At 69.8% G+C, this 18,253-nt stretch carries 14 protein-coding genes and 1 pseudogene; 6 read left to right on the top strand and 9 right to left on the bottom strand.

The window, feature by feature from the left end; translation table 11 throughout:
* Positions 1-79: 79 nt before the first annotated feature.
* From OP04_RS42270 to OP04_RS42305, 7 genes are all read right to left on the bottom strand, one after another.
* Positions 80-793: a GNAT family N-acetyltransferase gene (locus OP04_RS42270; RefSeq protein WP_063746866.1), complete on the bottom strand. Its 714-nt coding sequence runs from the start codon at positions 791-793 to the stop codon at positions 80-82.
* Positions 790-1,059: a type II toxin-antitoxin system TacA family antitoxin gene (locus OP04_RS42275; RefSeq protein WP_033345607.1), complete on the bottom strand. Its 270-nt coding sequence runs from the start codon at positions 1,057-1,059 to the stop codon at positions 790-792. Before OP04_RS42275 ends, OP04_RS42270 begins: the two co-directional genes overlap by 4 nt.
* A 99-nt stretch (positions 1,060-1,158) precedes the next feature.
* Positions 1,159-1,380 (bottom strand): hypothetical protein, encoded by a 222-nt coding sequence (locus tag OP04_RS42280; RefSeq protein ID WP_157241098.1) that lies wholly within the window; start codon positions 1,378-1,380, stop codon positions 1,159-1,161.
* 724 nt (positions 1,381-2,104) lie between these two features.
* Positions 2,105-2,773, bottom strand: a complete 669-nt coding sequence (locus tag OP04_RS42285; protein ID WP_033345679.1) for an ADP-ribosyltransferase — start codon at positions 2,771-2,773, stop codon at positions 2,105-2,107.
* A 250-nt stretch (positions 2,774-3,023) separates the two neighbouring features.
* Entirely contained in the window at positions 3,024-3,464 is a 441-nt protein-coding gene (locus OP04_RS42295; protein ID WP_033345610.1) for an Rv0361 family membrane protein, read from the bottom strand.
* A gap of 60 nt (positions 3,465-3,524) precedes the next feature.
* Positions 3,525-4,199, bottom strand: coding sequence for a DUF305 domain-containing protein (locus tag OP04_RS42300; RefSeq protein ID WP_033345611.1), 675 nt, complete (start codon positions 4,197-4,199; stop codon positions 3,525-3,527).
* Positions 4,200-4,201: 2 nt separating this feature from the next.
* Entirely contained in the window at positions 4,202-4,984 is a 783-nt protein-coding gene (locus OP04_RS42305; RefSeq protein WP_033345612.1) for a DUF3105 domain-containing protein, read from the bottom strand.
* Between the two features lie 106 nt (positions 4,985-5,090).
* Here OP04_RS42305 and argS point away from each other — a divergent pair, with 106 nt between their 5' ends.
* The 3 genes from argS to OP04_RS42320 are packed head-to-tail and all read left to right on the top strand — an operon-like array spanning position 5,091 to position 9,433.
* Positions 5,091-6,743 carry an arginine--tRNA ligase gene (argS, locus tag OP04_RS42310; RefSeq protein WP_033345613.1) on the top strand — a complete coding sequence of 551 codons (1,653 nt, stop codon included), beginning with the start codon at positions 5,091-5,093 and terminating at the stop codon, positions 6,741-6,743.
* 3 nt (positions 6,744-6,746) lie between these two features.
* A complete protein-coding gene (gene lysA / locus OP04_RS42315; RefSeq protein ID WP_033345614.1) occupies positions 6,747-8,129 on the top strand; it encodes a diaminopimelate decarboxylase in 1,383 nt (460 codons plus the stop codon).
* Entirely contained in the window at positions 8,126-9,433 is a 1,308-nt protein-coding gene (locus OP04_RS42320; RefSeq protein WP_033345615.1) for a homoserine dehydrogenase, read from the top strand. The genes lysA and OP04_RS42320 overlap by 4 nt, the downstream gene beginning before the upstream one ends.
* 140 nt (positions 9,434-9,573) lie before the next feature.
* Here the strand turns inward: OP04_RS42320 and OP04_RS52575 are convergent, their stop codons facing one another.
* Positions 9,574-10,128 carry a hypothetical protein gene (locus OP04_RS52575; RefSeq protein WP_051799910.1) on the bottom strand — a complete coding sequence of 185 codons (555 nt, stop codon included), beginning with the start codon at positions 10,126-10,128 and terminating at the stop codon, positions 9,574-9,576.
* 484 nt (positions 10,129-10,612) lie between these two features.
* Here OP04_RS52575 and thrC point away from each other — a divergent pair, with 484 nt between their 5' ends.
* Entirely contained in the window at positions 10,613-11,662 is a 1,050-nt protein-coding gene (gene thrC, locus OP04_RS42330) for a threonine synthase (RefSeq protein WP_033345616.1), read from the top strand.
* A 39-nt stretch (positions 11,663-11,701) separates the two neighbouring features.
* Here the strand turns inward: thrC and OP04_RS42335 are convergent, their stop codons facing one another.
* Positions 11,702-12,175, bottom strand: a complete 474-nt coding sequence (locus OP04_RS42335) for a MarR family winged helix-turn-helix transcriptional regulator (RefSeq protein WP_051799911.1) — start codon at positions 12,173-12,175, stop codon at positions 11,702-11,704.
* 116 nt (positions 12,176-12,291) lie between these two features.
* Between OP04_RS42335 and OP04_RS42340 the strand changes: the two genes are divergently transcribed.
* Positions 12,292-15,585, top strand: coding sequence for an efflux RND transporter permease subunit (locus tag OP04_RS42340; protein ID WP_033345617.1), 3,294 nt, complete (start codon positions 12,292-12,294; stop codon positions 15,583-15,585).
* A 69-nt stretch (positions 15,586-15,654) separates the two neighbouring features.
* Positions 15,655-16,884 (top strand): annotated as a pseudogene (locus OP04_RS48810) (MFS transporter).
* The last annotated feature ends 1,369 nt before the right edge of the window (positions 16,885-18,253 follow it).

Consider the following 18,253-nt stretch of genomic DNA (forward strand, 5'->3'; position numbering starts at 1 on the left):
ACCTCCCACCACGAGTCCGACCAAGACGCGGGCAACCTTATCGACCGGCCTGAACGGCTTCCCCCGCGCGGGTGAGGTCTCAGCTGTCGTGGAAGGGGTCTCGGCCGATCGCCGTGATGATGGTCGCGCGCAAGCCGTCCTCGCTGAGTTGCGGTTCGTCCAGGGACTCCAGTGCCGTCGCCACGGCACGTAGTTCGAAGGGGGAGAGCACAACGGGGACGGTCACACCTTCGGGAGTGTCGAAGACCATCGACACAAGCCGGCTACTCGGATCTGCGCTGACAGTGAGCGTGCCGACGCCGAGCGCGGCCCGTGCTGTCGCGATGGTCATGACCAGCCGATGTGGGTTGCCCTTGACCGGGGTGAAGTCGTGATACAGGTAGAACTTCGCGGCGTCGTCGTCCAGTGCGTCGACGACGATCAGACGACCCCCGCCTACGGCCGCCGCGCGTACGATCTTGTCGATCGCGTCGAAGAGCAACTCGGCGCCGAGCCCCTGACCGCGCAGGCTCTGGTCAAGGGCGAGCCGAGCCAGCAGGTAGGCCGGGATCACCGAGTAGCCGCCGGTCTGCGACCTCGTCAGTCCCTCCCGAACAACCTGCGTCGGTGCGATCGAGTAATAAGCGCGCACCACGTCGGAGCTCTCGGCCGTCCAGACGTACGTCCGGGCGGTGCCTGCTTCGTGGGCGCGGCGGCTTTGCCCCGTCAGCCAGGTGTTGAGCGGTTCTTTGCCGCAGTCGAAGTCGCTGAGATCATGCTGTGGCCCGAGTTCTCGGGAAATCCAGAGAGTCACTCTCGGATGAACCGCCGTTCCCTGCGAGCCAGTCTGCTCAACGCCGGAGCAGCAGCGGGTTCGTCCAGCGACTGAAGAAGCTCGTCGAACTGCTCTGCCGGCATGATGGTGTGCTCGCTGCGAGCCAACACACGGTCGGCCGCGGACGTCGCCGCGTCCAGCACGAACGCGGAAACCGACTTCTGCTCCCGCTCAGCCGCCTGGGCGATCTTCGCCCCACTGTCACGATCCGTCCGCATTTCGATGCGCTCGGTCTTTGTTGCCATCGGCCACCTCCGCGACGAGTGTACGGCGGTTGTACGGCGCTCGGTAAGTCATTGATCGTGGCGAAACCGCGCCCGGACAACGCTCGACTGTGCGGCGCCTTAAGCAACTCCCCAGGTGGACCAGTGAATCACCCAGTCGCGTTCCCGCTGAGGTATGGGCTCGCCGCTGAGCACCGCGCTCAGCGCCTCTGCGGCGACTCTGCCGTTCCTGTCGGCGTACTTCTTGTAGGCCTCGTCGCACTCGATGTAGATGGCGCCGTTGATCAGATGAGTGCGTACGGCGAAGCCGGTGACATTCGGCCCGTGAGCGTCAGAATTCATGGCCGCCGCCCTCAAACTGGTCGGGATGCGGATGCCGGGTCATTCGGCGACCGGTTCGGATTCGTCGCGGCGGCGCAGTTCGTCCCGAGTGACCCGGCGGGCCGGGTCAGCGAGACCGTCCTCAAACCGGATGCCCTGCTGTTCCAGGAGCTGAGCTCGCGACAGTATTCCGGGCCGCGTTCCTTGCTGTCACGCCACTTAGGATTGATGCGTCCGCGGTCCATGAGGACGCGTTCTGGGTGGGGGAAGTTCACCAGTGCCGCCGCGGCCTGTCCCACCCCTCGGGCCGCTTTGGTGTCGCCGCGTACGGCGATGGAGATGTCGCCGTAGGTCGCCCATCCACCCGTCCGGCCTGTCGTAGTTCTATGACATGCCGCAGTAACGCGGCGTCACAGCAGCAAAGTGCGCCCGTTTCGTGAGGATTGCTCAGCTCTGGGCGTTCCGAAGTTTCCGATTTGAAGACGACTTGTCGAGTCGTAGGTCTGCGCCCTCTCGGGGGTACAAGCTTTGGGCGCCTCAGGTCCGCTGGGAATCGCGGACCTGCGGCGCTTGTCATTTTTCCTGGGGCCCGAGCCCCGGGCCCCGCGTGTGGTGGGGGCTCGTGCTGGAAGGGGCTTCGCCCCGTCGGCCGGTGTTTGTTGTCCCGGGATCCGGATGTGAAAGATCGGTGCTCCGAGTGGCCCTGGGGGCCTGCAGGGCATCCGCCCTGCAGGCGGTGGACGGGTCAGTGCCAGGGCTTGTAGGCCGGGTTGGACTCGCAGTCGCTCATGATCTCGGTCTTGGTGGCCTTGTCGACGGGGCAGACACCGATGATGTACTCGGTCTTGATGCCGCCGGGGAAGGCGACCTCCACCTCGTTGGCGTAGATGTGCTGGTCGCCGATGGTCTTGTTGACGTCGAGGCCGCCGGGGGCGTCGATGTAGTAGTGGAAGCCGGACGCCCAGTTCTTGTAAAGGTCGTGGTCGTAGCTGGTCGACACGTACGGCGAAGGCTGGTTGAGCAGGACGTAGTCCTCGACGTCGTACGTGCCGCCCTTGACGTCCCGGGCGGAGAAGCCGTGCGGGAAGATGATGTCGGGGCCGCGGTTGTCGCTGCGGTAGAGGGTGCCGCAGCTGACGCGCCACGCCGGCTTCGGCGTGATGCGGCTCAGGACGACGGTGCGGTCCGTGGCCGCCTTCTTCTTGTCCTTGACGATCGGGCAGGCGTCGGCCCTGGCGGCGGCCGGCATACCCGCCGAGGTGGCGGCGGCCTGCATACCTGCGGCAGGGGCGGCGGCCGGCATGCCGACCGGGGCGGCGGACGCGGCGGCCGGTGCCACGGCCGAGGCGGCGAGCACGGCCGCGAACGAGAACGCGGCAGCGACGACGCGCGGCCGGAAACCAATTGTGATCATGATCAGGACCATGCCGCCCCGCCCACGAAAGGCGACGGACCATCACCCGATCGAAGGCGTTTCGTGACACAGGGTAACGCTTGCGACGTCGGCTAAACGGCCCGGCCGAGGGCGCGAACGGCGGTGAGGGCCCCGGCCGTGCCGGGAGACAACACGCGCGCGTCGGCGAAGGCCGGGTGTGGGTCCAGCGCCACGGCCTCCTCGACGGACCGCGCCCGGTCGACCTTGATGAGCCGGTGGGGACCGTCTACTACAGGGGCGTTCGCGGACAGGCCCTCCACTCGTCGATCTCCTTGGTGATCTCGATCTTCCGGACCGTGGGCGGGGTGCCGTCGGGGACGCCGCGGTAGGTGACGGCCACGGTGACGACGTGGGTGGAGGGCATCCTGGGATTGCCGGTGAAGGTGTCGACCGCGGTGATGGTGTACGCGGCCAGCGGCAGGTCCGCCACCGGCGACCACGACGAACGCGGTCCGCGCAGGTGCTCGGCGCCGCAGGCCAGGTCCCACGCGCGGGCCGTGTCACCGGCGACCACGGCGTCCAGGTACGCGGTGGCGGCCGCCCGCAGCCGCTCAGGTCCGCCGTCGCGATGCAGCAGCCCGTAGATCAGAAGGACCACGCCGGCCACCACCGCGGCGATGAACGCGAGGCCGCTCAGGTCGAGGCGGGCGCGGCGATGCCGGGGAGTCATGCCGCGACCGTATACAGAAAAGCGGCCCGGCCCGAAGGGCCGGACCGCTTCACAGAACCCCTACAGCTCGCTCTTGATGATCTGGATCGCCTGGATCTCGCGCTGCTGGCTGGCGACCATGGTGCCCGCCAGCCAGTCGATGTCCTTGTCGCCGCTGAGCTCCACCGCCGCCTGCGCCATGTGAATGCCGCCCAGGTGGTGGTTGAGCATCAGGTCCAGGAACAGCTTCTCCGCCTCCACGCCCGTCGCCGCGCGCAGCTGGGTGAGCTGCTCCTCGGTCGCCATGCCGGGCATCAGGCCGTTGGTGATGCTGCCCTCGGAGTCCGGCATCCAGGCCATCCGCGGCTGGCTGCCGGTGGGATCCAGCTTCCAGTCGCGCAGCCACGCGCTCATCGTGCCGATCTGGCCCTGCTGGGTGATCGCGATGTCGGCGGCGAGCGAGGCGACCTGGTCGTTCTCGGCCTTGGTGTGCATGATCATGGCCATTTCCACGGCCTGTGCGTGGTGGGTGGACATGTCGCGGATGAAGCCGGCCTCGACCGAGTCGTCACCGGGGCGGGTGACGATCGGGGTGAGCAGGCCTCCCGCGTAGCCGAGTGCGAGACCGACCACGACCGCCAGCGCCAGCAGGACGGTGCCGAAGCGACGGCCGCGGGCCGGAGCGACGTCCTCGAAAGCCTCGCCGGACTCCGGGTCCTCGGAGTCGACGAGATCCGGAGAGTCCGTCCGTGACACGGTCAGCCGCCCTGCTGCATGCCGGAGCTGAGGTCGCGCGGCGTGGTGCCGGTGGCGGTCACGCCGGAGGAGCAGCCGGCGTTCGGCTCCTGGGTGGCGTTGATGCGCAGCGCCTTGATGAACGTGTCGATGCGCTCGTCGTCCGCACTGTCGACCTTGAGCTGGTAGCCCCAGGCCTGCACGGAGATGTTGTTGGTCAGGCCGTCGATCGGGCTCATCAGCGTGAAGTCGTTGCCCTGGATCTTGGCGGCGAGCTTGTCGATCTGGTCCTGCGGGAGGCCGGTCTTGTACGTGATCCAGACCGCGCCGTGCTCCATGCTGTGCACCGCGTGCTCGTTGGCGATCGGGGCGTCGTAGACGTCGCCCATGCAGTTCTGCCAGGAGGCGTTGTGGTCGCCACCGACCGGCGGCGTGGTCTTGTAGGTCTGCGGGCCGCTCTTGTGGTTCGCGGTCAGCATGCCGGGATCGGTCTCGCGGTAGTTGATGATGCCGTCGATGCCGGCCGCGCGGTCCTCCCAGGACTCGCTGCCCTTGATCACCGCGAACGCGCCGTACCCGATGATGCCGACCGCGAGGGCGCCGACCGCCACGAAGAGCAGGATCGGCCCCCAGCTGCGTTCCTGTGCGACCTTTACCGGCGTGACCGGCTTGCGCGGGCCCTTGCCGCCGCCGGGGCGGGCCGCGCCCGTCTTGGGCTTACCGCCCCCGGGGTTCGGCTTGGCGCCGGCAGCCGGCTTAACGACGGAGGGTCGGCGCTCAGGGCCGCCCTGCGTGCTGATGCTCATCATGCCTCGTCAGGTCGCTCGATCTCGGGGGACGGTGCTCGCCCCAGATATATGAGTAACCGGGCCGCCACCAAGTTCCCGAGTCTACCCCCGATAGCATGGCTCGGTGACTCCCGCCAAGCTCTCCGAGGTCGTCCTCGCCGCAGCCCGGACCGTGTTCGCGGCCAGGGACCTGGACCCGTCGCTCCTTCCGCAGTCGATCTCGGTCGAGCGACCGCGCAACCCGGAGCACGGCGACTACGCATCGACGATCGCGATGCAGGTGGCGAAGAAGGCCGGCCTCCCGCCGCGTGAGCTGGCCCAGGCGCTGGTCGAGGCGCTCACCGCGCGCGACGGCATCCGGCAGGTCGAGATCGCCGGTCCCGGTTTCCTGAACATCCGGCTGGACGCGGCCGCCACCGGCGTCCTGGCGAGGTCGATCGTCGAGAGCGGCGCCGGCTACGGCACGTCGGACCGGCTGGCGAAACAGAAGATCAACCTGGAGTTCGTCTCGGCGAACCCGACCGGCCCGGTGCACATCGGCGGCGTCCGGTGGGCCGCGGTCGGCGACGCGCTCTCCCGGCTGCTGCGCGCGGCCGGCGCCGAGGTCGGCACGGAGTACTACTTCAACGACGCCGGCTCGCAGATCGACCGCTTCGCGGATTCGCTGCTCGCGGCCGCGAACGGCGAGCCCGCGCCGGAGGACGGCTACGGCGGCGCCTACATCACCGAGATCGCGCAGACCGTGATCGCGCAACACCCCGAGGCCCCAAGGGACAGAGAGCATTTCCGACGGTACGGCGTGGAGCTGATGTTCGCCGAGATCAAGGCGAGCCTGGCCGACTTCGGCGTGCACTTCGACACCTACTTCAACGAGAAGGACCTGCACGACCGCGGCGCGCTCGGTCACGCGCTGGACCGGCTCACCGCGCAGGGCCACACGTTCGAGAAGGACGGCGCGGTCTGGCTGCGCACCACGGACCACGGCGACGACAAGGACCGGGTGCTGCGCAAGTCGGACGGCGACTGGACCTACTTCGCCGCGGACTGTGCCTACTACCTGGACAAACGCGAGCGCGGCTTCGACAGGGTCGTCATCATGCTGGGCGCGGACCACCACGGCTACATCGGCCGGATGAAGGCGATGTCCGCCTGCTTCGGCGACGACCCGAAGGTCAATCTGGAGATCCTGATCGGCCAGCTGGTCAACCTGGTCCGCGACGGTGCCCCGGTCCGGATGTCGAAGCGCGCCGGCACCGTCGTGACGCTGGAGGACCTGGTCGACGCGATCGGCGTGGACGCCTCGCGGTACGCGCTGGCCCGCTACTCCTCCGACTCCCCGATCGACATCGACGTGGAGCTGTGGACCAGCGCCAAGAACGAGAACCCGATCTACTACGTCCAGTACGTGGCCGCCCGCACCGCCGGGGTCGCGCGCAACGCCGCCGACGTGGGCCTGACCCGGGGTGAGGCGGGCGGGTTCCGCCCCGAGCTGCTCGCCCACGAGAAGGAGCAGGAGCTGCTCAAGGCGCTGGCGGAGTTCCCGGCGATCGTGGAGACCGCGGCCGAGCTGCGCGAGCCGCACCGGGTCGCCCGCTACCTGGAGGAGAAGGTTGCCCCCGCCTACCACCGTTTCTACGACCAGTGCCGGGTGCTGCCGCTGGGCGACGAGGCGATCAACGACACCCACCGGGCTCGGCTCTGGCTCAACGACGCCACCCGAACGGTGATCTCCAACGGATTGTCCCTGCTCGGCGTCACCGCCCCGGAGAGGATGTAACGCATGCGCGCACACGAGGCCGGCGCCCTCCACGGCGACCCGGGCACCCGAGGCCCCGATTGGCTACGGACCCCCGCCGACGTCAACGCCCTGCTTCCGCAGCTCTGGCCGCGCCACGCGGCCCGCAACACCGACGGCGTCCTGGAGATCGCCGGCCGGACCGTGCGGGACCTCAAGGAGGAGTTCGGCACGCCCGCGTTCGTCCTGGACGAGGACGACATGCGGGCCCGCTGCCGCGAGTTCCGGGACGCGTTCCACGACGCGGACGTCTACTACGCCGGCAAGGCGTTCCTCTGCAAGGCGGTCGTGCGGATCATCGAGGAGGAGGGCCTCTTCCTGGACGTCTGCTCCGGCGGCGAGCTGGCCACCGCGCTCGCGGCCGGCATGGACCCCGCCAGGATCGGCTTCCACGGCAACAACAAGTCCGTCGCCGAGCTGGAGCGGGCGGTGGAGAACGGGGTCGGCCGCATCATCGTCGACTCGGTCCACGAGATCGACCGGCTCGCCGAGATCGCCCGGAAGCACGGGATGGTCCAGAAGATCCTCATCCGGGTGACGCCCGGCGTCGAGGCGCACACGCACGAGTTCATCGCGACCGCCCACGAGGACCAGAAGTTCGGCTTCTCGATCGCGGGCGGTACGGCGTACCGTGCGGCCCTGAAGGTTCTTGATCTTGAGAGCCTCGAGCTGCGCGGCTTCCACTCGCACATCGGCTCCCAGATCTTCGACACCAGCGGCTTCGAGCTGGCCGCGCGCCGCGTGCTCGAACTCGTCGCCGAGGTGAAGAAGGCCCGCGACGTGGACCTCCCGGAGCTGGACCTCGGCGGTGGCTTCGGCATCGCCTACACCACCCAGGACGACCCCGCCACGCCGAACGACCTGGCCAAGCGCATGCGCAAGATCGTCGACGACGAGTGCGCCGCGCAGCAGCTGGTCCGGCCGCACGTCTCGATCGAGCCCGGCCGCGCGATCGTCGGCCCGGCGATGTTCACGCTCTACGAGGTCGGCACCGTCAAGGAACTCGAGATGCGGACCTACGTCAGCGTCGACGGCGGGATGAGCGACAACATCCGCACCGCGCTCTACGACGCCTCCTACAGCGCCACGGTCGCGAACAGGAGAAGTGACTCACAGCCGATTCTGGCCCGTGTGGTGGGAAAGCATTGTGAGTCCGGGGACATCGTGGTGAAGGATGAATTCCTGCCCGCCGACGTTTCGCCCGGAGATCTTGTCGCTGTTCCGGGCACGGGCGCGTATTGCCGCAGCATGGCCAGTAACTACAACCATGTGCCGCGCCCACCGGTGGTCGCGGTCCGGGACGGGGCGGTTCGCGTGATCGTGCGGCGGGAGACGGAAGCTGATCTGCTCGCATTGGATGTGGGATGACTAAACCAGCTGTACGCGTGGCCCTGCTCGGTTGCGGCACGGTCGGCGCCGAGGTCGTCCGGCTGCTGCACGACCAGGCCGACGACCTCACGGCCCGGATCGGCGCGCCGCTCGAGATCGTCGGCATCGCGGTCCGCCGCCTTGCCCGCGACCGCGGAGACCTGCCGGTCGACCCGTCGATCTTCACGACCGACGCGCTCGGCCTGATCAAGCGCGACGACGTCGACGTGGTGATCGAGGTCGTCGGCGGCATCGAGCCCGCGCGCACCTGGCTGGTCGAGGCGCTGCGGGCCGGCAAGAGCGTGGTGACGGCGAACAAGGCGCTGCTGGCCGAGGACGGCGGCACGCTGCACGACGCCGCCGCCGAGGGTGGTGCGGACCTCTACTACGAGGCCGCGGTCGCGGGCGCGATCCCGCTGCTCCGCCCGCTGCGCGAGTCGCTGCACGGCGACAGGATCAACCGGGTCACCGGCATCGTCAACGGCACCACCAACTTCATCCTGAGCGGGATGGACTCGACCGGCGCCGGCTTCGGCGAGGCGCTGGACGAGGCGACCGCGCTCGGTTACGCCGAGGCCGACCCGACCGCGGACGTGGAGGGTTTCGACGCCGGCGCCAAGGCCGCGATCCTGGCGTCGCTGGCGTTCCACACGCGCGTCACCGCGGCGGACGTCTACCGCGAGGGCATCACCGAGGTCACCGCGGCGGACGTGGCCAGCGCGCGCGACATGGGCTGCACGATCAAGCTGCTCTGCATCGCGGCCCGCGGCGTCGACGCGGACGGCAACGAGTCGGTCAGCGTCCGCGTCCACCCGGCGATGATCCCGCGCAGCCACCCGCTCGCGAGCGTCGGCGGCGCGTACAACGCGGTCTTCGTCGAGGCCGAGGCCGCCGGCCAGCTCATGTTCTACGGCGCGGGCGCGGGCGGCACGCCGACCGCGAGCGCGGTGCTCGGCGACCTGGTCGCGGTCTCCCGCAACCGGCTGGCCGGCACCTGGGCGCCGAGCGAGTCCGCCTACGCGAAGCTCGCGATCCGTCCGATGGGCGACGCCATCACGCGCTACCACGTCAGCCTCGACGTGGCCGACCGCGCGGGCGTGCTCGCGCAGGTCGCGGGCGTCTTCGCCAAGCACGACGTCTCGATCGCCACGGTCCGCCAGGCCGGTCACGGCGAGGAGGCCAGCCTGGTGATCGTCACCCACACCGCGCCGGACGCCGCGCTCGCCGCGACCGTCGAGCAACTCCGCGGTCTGGACATCGTCCGCAGCATCGCCAGCGTGCTGCGGGTCGAGGGCGGTTCCTAGAAGCAAGAGCGGATTTCCCGCTTCCGGCGTGGTCCGGTTCCGCGCGCTCCCGCGGCCGCGGATCCGTGGGTGCACGGTCAAGAGCGAAGGGCCGGCGGATCGATGATCCGCCGGCCCTTCGTCATGGAGTGCTACCGGCGTCAGGCGTTGGCGTAGGGGTCGGCCGGCGTGGTGGTGGTCGCGGCGGCGACCGACTCCGGGTCCTCCAGGTTCACGGTGACCTCGGAGGTGACCGACTCGAGCGTGCCGTTGAAGTCGGTGTCGGTGATCGTGAAGTCGGCCACGCCGTCGCCGTCCTCGTCGATCTCCAGCACGTCGACCAGACCGTCCGCGTTGGAGTCGACCGCGACGCCCTCGGCCACGCCGTCGCCGTCCTCGTCGATCTCGGCGCGGTCCAGCAGGCCGTCGCCGTCGGTGTCCGTGGCCACGGTCTCGTTGAGGCCGTCGCCGTCGGTGTCCGCCCAGACCGTCTCCGCGATGCCGTCCGCGTTGGAGTCGACGCTGGAGTAGTCGACCGCGCCGTCACCGTCGGTGTCGATGTAGGTGTACTCGTTACCGGCCGTGTCCGTGTCGGTCAGCAGCGTCTCGTACTGGTCGGGCGCGGCCAGCTCGTCGTTCAGCGAGACGGTCTCGAACTCGACCGGCGGCTCCTCGGTGACGGAGGTGTCGTCGACGCCGCTGTAGTCCTCGCTCATGACAGGTTCCCTTCGAAGAATGTGGTGTGGGGCTGGGAGTGTGAAGCAACGCGCACACAGTGCCAGAGGCGGATGCTCACCGGATATCCCGGAAAAGGATCACGACTGCTCACCTGCAGGCAGGCGGTGCGCCACCGGGCGGAGAATCACCCGATCGATGCGGCCCGTCGGGTTGACGCCGGGCCGTGACGGGCGAACATCCGACGCCGGCCGGATCGTCGGTGTGCTCGCTCATCGGTGGTGGTTCCCTTCGGAGTTCGTCATTCGCGCCCCCCGGCGCTGAAACCAATGTGCCAGCCGGGCATGCCGGGGAACATCCCGGAAATGTGCCACGAGAGGCGCGCGGTGGTCCATGCCGGTCAAATCACCCATCGGGGCCCTTGTACGTCCCGCCTGGTGGGTACGGGCCGGAGTGTCCTCGACCGCGCCGCGGCCGGTAGGGCAGGCTAGGCCCCGAGGCGACTGCCGACCGAGGAGAAGCATCATGTGGCGTGGCTTGATCGAGGCGTATCGGGACCGGCTGCCGGTCACCGAGGCGACACCGGTGATCACCCTGCACGAGGGGAACACGCCCCTGGTGCCGGCCCCGGAGCTCTCCACGCGCACGGGCGCCGACGTCTACCTCAAGGTCGAGGGCGCGAACCCGACCGGGTCCTTCAAGGACCGCGGCATGACGATGGCGGTCTCCCGCGCGGTCGAGGACGGCGCGAAGGCGATCATCTGCGCGTCCACCGGCAACACCAGCGCGTCCGCGGCGGCCTACGCGGCCCGTGCCGGGATCACCTGCGCGGTGCTGGTGCCGCAGGGCAAGATCGCGCTGGGCAAGCTGGGCCAGGCGCTGGTGCACGGCGCCAAGCTGCTGCAGGTCTCCGGCAACTTCGACGACTGCCTCGCGCTCGCCTCGAAGCTGTCGCTGGACTACCCGGTGGCGCTGGTCAACTCCGTGAACCCGGACCGGTTGCAGGGCCAGAAGACCGCGGCGTTCGAGATCGTGGAGGCGCTCGGCGACGCGCCGGACATCCACTGCCTCCCGGTCGGCAACGCCGGCAACATCTCGGCGTACTGGATGGGTTACCAGGAGGACAAGGCCGCGGGCAACGCCACCCGCACGCCGCGGATGTTCGGCTTCCAGGCGTCCGGCGCCGCGCCGATCGTCAAGGGCGAGGCCGTGCGCGAGCCGTCCACGATCGCCACCGCGATCCGGATCGGCAACCCGGCCAGCTGGACCAAGGCGGTCGACGCGCGGGACTCCTCCGGCGGCCTGATCGCGGCCGTCACGGACCGGGAGATCCTCACGGCGTACCGGCTGCTGGCCCGCTCTGTCGGGGTCTTCGTGGAACTGGGGAGCGCGGCCAGCGTGGCCGGTCTGCTCCAGCAGGCCGAGGCCGGTCAGATCCCGGCCGGGTCCACCGTGGTCTGCACGGTCACCGGCCACGGCCTGAAGGACCCGGAGTGGGCGATCTCCACCGCCCCGTCCCCGACCACGATCCCGAACGACGTGCTGGCCGCCGCCCGCTCGCTCGACCTCGCCTGACGACCTGCCGGTGATCGGGGGTCCCGCGGGGACCTCCGATCACGACGGCTGTGCGGCCCGTTCCTCGGCCGCGTCCTCCTCCGCGGCGTCGGCCAGCAGCTCCGACGCCCGCGCGATGGTCTCCAGCTCCTCCGCGGTCATCCGGCGCAGCACGCGTGCCTGCCGCTCCGCGCCGGCCATGATGATCCGGTCGACGGTGTCCCGGCCGTGCGGGGTGAGCGCCACCCGGCGTACCCGTCGATCATGTGGATCTTCCTGTCTGATCACCAGGTCGTGCGCGACGAGCCGGTCGACGATGCCGGTCAGCGTGGCCAGGCTGACGCCCATGAAGCGCTGCAGTTCCTGACCGGATGAGCCACCCCCGGCCGCGACCACGAGTAAAATTTTGAGCTGCGGCATGGTCAGATGCGCGTCGAAGAGCGGGTTGGACCGGTCGTGCGCGAAGAGGTACTGCAGACGGCGCTGGGTGTCCATGATCCGCGCGATCAGCCGGTCCCTGACGTCCTCGGCCACACGCGTCTCCCACTGTCTCGACCCCTACGTGAAGTCCCCGATTGCGGGGTACTTGTTAGCGTAAGGCAAACTATTTGTGTCGAGCTAACTTACCCCAGCAGGAGAAGAGTCTGCTCATGTCCTTGCTCGCAAGACTGAGTCTCGCGAACCGGGGGCTTGTCGCCCTGATCGCGATCATCGTGACCGGTTTCGGGGCCTTCGCCATCCCGTCCCTCAAGCAGCAGCTCCTGCCCTCGCTGGAGTTCCCCGCTGCCTTCATCTTCGCGTCCTACCCCGGCGCCTCGCCGGACATCGTCGAGCAGCGGGTCACCGAGCCGATCGAGAACGCCGTCCAGGGGATCACCGGCCTCGACGAGGTCACGTCGACGACCTCCGAGGGCACCGCGACGGTCCAGGTCATGTTCGAGTTCGGCACGGACCTCACCGCGACCGTCTCGAAGATCGAGAGCAACCTCAACCGGATCCGCAGCCAGCTGCCGGAGGACGTCGAGCCGACCGTCTTCGCGGGCAGCACCGCCGACCTGCCGGCGATCGTGCTCGCCGCGTCCGGCGGCGCGGACGAGCAGGCGCTCGCGGCCGCGCTCAACGAGAGCGTGATCCCGGAGCTCCAGGGCATCGACGGCGTGCGGACCGCCGAGGTCAGCGGCGCGCGCACCACCAGCGTCACCATCACGCCCGACCTGGCCAAGTTCGGCGCGGCCGGCGTCAGCCCGGCGGACCTTCCCACCGCGCTGCAGACCAACGGCGTCTCCGTCCCGGCCGGCACCCTGACCGAGGGCGACCGCACGCTGACCGTCCAGGTCGGCACGCCGATCACGACGCTGGAAGATCTGCAGAACATCTACCTCACCGGTACGGGCGGCCGCGCGGCCCGGCTCGGCGACATCGCGACCGTCGAGGAGACGGTGGCGGCGCCCACGTCGTTCACCCGGACCGACGGCGTCGACAGCCTCGGCATCTCGGTCACCGCCACGCCGGACGGCAACGCGGTGCGCATCTCCGAGGAGATCCGCGACCGGCTGGCCGAGCTCTCGCAGGCCAGCGGCGCCACGCTCACCGTCGTGTTCGACCAGGCCCCGTTCGTCGAGAAGTCGATCGAGAGCCTGGCCACCGAGGGCGCGCTCGGCCTGGTGATGGCCGTGATCGTCATCCTGATCTTCCTGCTGTCCGTGCGCTCCACGCTGGTCACCGCGGTCTCCATCCCGCTGTCCGTGCTGGTCGCGCTGATCGCGCTGTGGATCCAGGACTACTCGCTCAACCTGCTCACGCTCGGCGCGCTCACCATCGCGGTCGGACGCGTGGTCGACGACTCGATCGTCGTGCTGGAGAACATCAAACGCCACCTGGGGTACGGCGAGGAGAAGCTGCACGCCATCACCACCGGTGTGCAGGAGGTCGCCGGCGCGGTGCTGGCGTCCACGCTCACCACCGTCGCGGTGTTCGCGCCGATCGCGCTGGTCGGCGGCTTCGTCGGGCAGCTCTTCGCGCCGTTCGCCATCACGGTGACGGTCGCGCTGATCGCCTCGCTGATCGTGTCGCTGACCATCGTGCCGGTGCTGGCGTACTGGTTCCTCCGCCCGCCGAAGGGCACGGCCGAGGAGGCCGAGACCGCGCGCAAGGCCGCGGAGGAGAAGGAGCTGCGCAGCCCGCTGCAGCGTTCCTACCTGCCGGTCATCCGGTTCGCCACCACGCGCCGCTGGACCACCATCCTGATCGGCGTCGTGCTGCTGGCCATCACCGGCGGTCTCGCGACGCAGCTCAAGACGAACTTCATCGACCAGTCCGGCCAGGACACGCTGAGCATCTCCCAGACGATGCCGATCGGCACCAGCCTGGCGGCCACGGACGCGCAGGCCAAGCGCGTCGAGGCGGTGCTCTCCGCGTCGGACGAGGTGAAGTCGTACCAGGCGACCGTGGGCGGCGGCGGCCAGGCCGCGCTGTTCAGCGGCGGGGGCGGCGGGGGCAACTCGGCCAGCTTCTCCGTCACGCTCGAGGAGGACGTCGACACCGAGGCGTTCAGCGAGGAGCTGCGCAAGCAGTTCGGCGACCTGGGCCCGTCGGCCGGCGAGATCACCGTCGGCGCGGACTCCAGCAGCGGCTTCAGCGGCAACTCGCTCGCGGTCGTCGTCAAGGCGAAGGACGCGCAGACGCTGGCCACCGCGGCCCAGCAGGTGCAGGACGCGATGGCCGCCACGGCGGACGTCACGGACGTCACCAGTGACCTGGCGGAGAGCGTGCCGCGCGTCGACATCACGGTGGACCGTGCGGCCGCGACCGCGCGCGGGCTCAGCGAGGCGCAGATCGGGCAGCTGGTCTCCGGCGCGTTCCGGGCCGCGCCGATCGGGCAGGTCACGCTGACCGGCGGCGACCGTGCCGTCGTGCTGAACATGGGCGGCGTCGCGCCGGCCGACCTGGACGCGCTGCGGGCGTACCCGCTGCAGACCCCGGCCGGCATCGTCAAGCTCGACGACGTCGCGGACGTCAACGAGGTCGACGGCCCGGTGCAGATCGCCCGGATCAACGGTGACCGCAGCGCCACCGTCTCCGGCACGGTCAGCGGCTCCAACGTGGGCGCCGCCACCACCGCGCTGACCACGAAGCTGGACGGGCTCACCCCGCCGGCCGGGGCCAGCTGGGAGATCGGTGGCGTCAGCGCGGACCAGGCCGAGGCGTTCGGGCAGCTGGGACTCGCGGTCCTGGCCGCCATCGCGATCGTCTTCGTCATCATGGTCGCGACGTTCGGCTCGATCATCCAGCCGCTGATCCTGCTGGTCTCGATCCCGTTCGCGGCGACCGGCGCGATCCTGCTGCTGCTGGTCACGGACACCGCGCTCGGCGTACCCGCGCTGATCGGTGTGCTGATGCTGGTCGGCATCGTGGTCACGAACGCCATCGTGCTCATGGACCTGATCAACCAGTACCGCAAACAGGGGTACGGCGTGCAGGAGGCGGTGATCGAGGGCGGCCGGCACCGGCTGCGGCCCATCCTGATGACCGCGATCGCGACCATCTTCGCGCTCACCCCGATGGCGCTCGGCCTGACCGGCGAGGGTGGGTTCATCTCGCAGCCGCTGGCGGTCGTGGTCATCGGCGGTCTGATCAGCTCCACGCTGCTCACGCTGGTGCTGGTGCCGACGCTCTACACGCTGGTCGAGGGCCGGCGCGAGCGCCGCGCCGAGCGGAAGGCCCGCAAGGCCGGTCGGGCGGAGGCCGGCATCCCGGCGCCCGCTCCGGCCGGGGCCCCCGCACCGGCGGGTTCGTCGGCTTCGGTGGGCTCGGTCGGGTCGGTCGACTCGGTCGAGGAGACGCCCGCACCGCAGCCGTCCGGCGCGCTCCGTGAGGGCACCGACCAGTTCGAGGTGCTCCGCCTGCCACGCAGCCAGAAGTCCCCGCTGCCGCCGCAGGAGTAGTCGAGCGGACACGAGGCGCCCTCCGGATCCGTCCGGAGGGCGCCTTGATCGTTTGGGTAAGGTCCCGGCGTGAGTTCACCCCTGTCACTGCTCCGCCGTAACCCCGACTTCCGGCGGCTGTACCTCAGCGAACTCGTCGTCTTCGGCGCGGACTGGTTCATCATGGTCCCGCTGCTGGTCCTGCTGACCGACCTCACCGGCAGCGGCGTGCTCGGCGCGCTCGTGATGACCGTCGACACCGGCCTCAACGCGCTGCTGCTGCCCTACTCCGGCACGGTCGTCGACCGGATCAACCGCCGCACCATCATGATCACCGCGAACCTGGCCGCGCTCGCCGCGTCGCTGCTGCTCTTCGGCGTGCAGGGGCCGGGCACCGCGTGGGTCGCGCTGCTGGCCATGGCCGCGGTGGCGGTCGCGAAGTCCTTCTAGACGCCGGCCGCGCAGGCCGCGCTGCCCAACGTGGTCGACGCCGCCGACCTGCCCGCCGCGAACGCGCTGGCCGGCGGCGCCTGGGGCATCATGGTCGTGGTCGGCGCCTCCGTCGGCGGCGTGGTCAGCGGTTTCGCCGGCCCGTACGCGTGCTTCGCCATGGCCGGCGCCGCCCTGCTCACCGCGTCCGCGCTCACGTCCCGCATCCGCCGCCCGCTCCAGGCCGCCGCGCCGGACGGCCCGCCCGCACACCCGCTCGCCGCGATCCGCGAGGCGCTGCGCCACATCGGCGGCAGCTCCCGGCTCCGCGCGCTGATCACGGTCAAGTCCGCGGTCGGCCTCGGCAACGGCGTGATAGCCGTGTTCCCCCTGCTGGTGGCGTCCTACGGCGTCGGCCCGGCCGGCGTCGGCATCCTCTTCGCGGCCCGGGGCGCCGCCGTGCTGGCCGGCCCGCTGATCACCCGCCGCCTGCTCGACCACGCCACCTGGCTGCTGCCCGGCCTGGCAATCTCGATGGGCGTCTACGGTCTGGCATACGCCTCGGCCGCGTTCGTACCCTGGTTCCCGCTGCTGGTCCTACTGGTCTTCGTCGCGCACTTCGCCGGCGGCACCAACTGGATGCTCTCCAACTTCGCGCTGCAGGGCGCCGTGCCGGACGCGCTGCGCGGCCGCGTCTTCGCCACCGACCTGATGCTGACCACCATCGCCATCTCGATCAGCCAGCTCGGCGTCGCCGCCGTCGTCGACCACGTCCCCCCTCACCACATCATGATCGCCAGCGGCACCGTCACCCTCCTCTACGCCTGCGGCTGGGCCCTCCTCGTAGTCATCACCCCACGCCTCCGAACTCGCCGGTCCGACCCACGCTGAGGTCCCGGACTTGCGTTGGGTCCGGTCCCGCGCTGTGACCCCAGACCTGCGTCGAGGTCCCGGTCCCGCGTCGAGTTTCCGGACCAGCGTTGAGGTTCGGTCCCGCGTCGAGGTCCCGGACCAGCGTTGAGGTTCGGTCCCGCGTCGAGGTCCCGGACCAGCGTCGAGGTTCGGTCCCGCGCTGAGGTCCCGGACCTGCGTCGAGGTTCGGTCCCGCGCTGAGGTCCCGGACCTGCGTTGAGGTCCAGATCCGCGCTGAGGTCCAGACTGGTCTTGATCAACGGCACTCCGTGCCCGACATTTCGGGAAATAGCGTCCCGCGCGCCGATCGCGCCCCCGCCGACACCGAAATCTCGGCAAGCGCTGCCCGCCCGACCAGGCGCCACACGATCCTCTTCTCGGATCCCGAGAGCATCATGCCAATATTCGGGATTCAAGATCCTTGCATACGCTACCGACCTTATTCGGCCCGAATAAGGTCGGTAGCGTATGCAAGGATCTTGAGCCATCTCCTCCCCCGCCCACGGTCGGGTCTTTTGTCTTTTATGCGCAAGCACCCACAGTGGTGACCGCCTGGCTGCCCCGTTTGCCGTCGACCCGCCCGCAGGGGTGCAGATCATCGGCAGGGCCGCCACCAACGCAACCGGCAGCAGACCGCCCAACGCAAGCCTGAACCCGACCACGATGCTGACCGGCGGCGCCCGCCCGACGTAACCCTCAAAACCGGACCACCCGAGAACCGGAGCCGATCAGCGAGAAGCGCCCGCCCACACGCGAGAACCGGCCTACCGCCGCGCGACAGACCAAAGCTGGCGGCCCTGCCGATGATCTGCTCGGCTTGTACGCAACCAGCTCACCCAACGCAACCAATAACACGAAATTTCGGGCGCGCCAGCGCCCGATGTCGCGTTGCTGCGCCTGCGTTGCTGCGCCTGCGTTGCTGCGCCTGCGTTGCTGGGCCTGCGTTGCTGGGCCTGCGCGGCCGGGCCTGCGGGGCTGCGCCTGCGTTGCTGGGCCTGCGTTGCTGGGCCTGCGGGGCTGCGCCTGCGGGGCTGCGCCTGCGGGGCTGCGCCTGCGGGGCTGAGGCGAGGCTGTTGCAGGCCTTGCGCTTTCCGACGACGTGCGAAAGGCGCCGGAAACAGCTTGACCCGAAGCGCTGCGGCAGGTCGAGGACCCGTGATTTCCAGCGCGACGCGAGGGCGGCGAACGCTGCTGGGCTTCCGAGCGCTGCGGCGGATCGGGGGAGCCCCTGCGGTTTTCCGTCGCCACGGCGGAACCGACCCGAAAATCGAAAGGTGAGTGGGCAGGCGACAGCGCCCGGCGGAGCCGGGTGGGGTGTGGGGTGGGGTCAGGTGGTGGCGGGGTTGGT

The sequence above is a fragment of the Catenuloplanes japonicus genome (assembly GCF_000717135.1).
GTDB classification, from domain to species: domain Bacteria; phylum Actinomycetota; class Actinomycetes; order Mycobacteriales; family Micromonosporaceae; genus Catenuloplanes; species Catenuloplanes japonicus.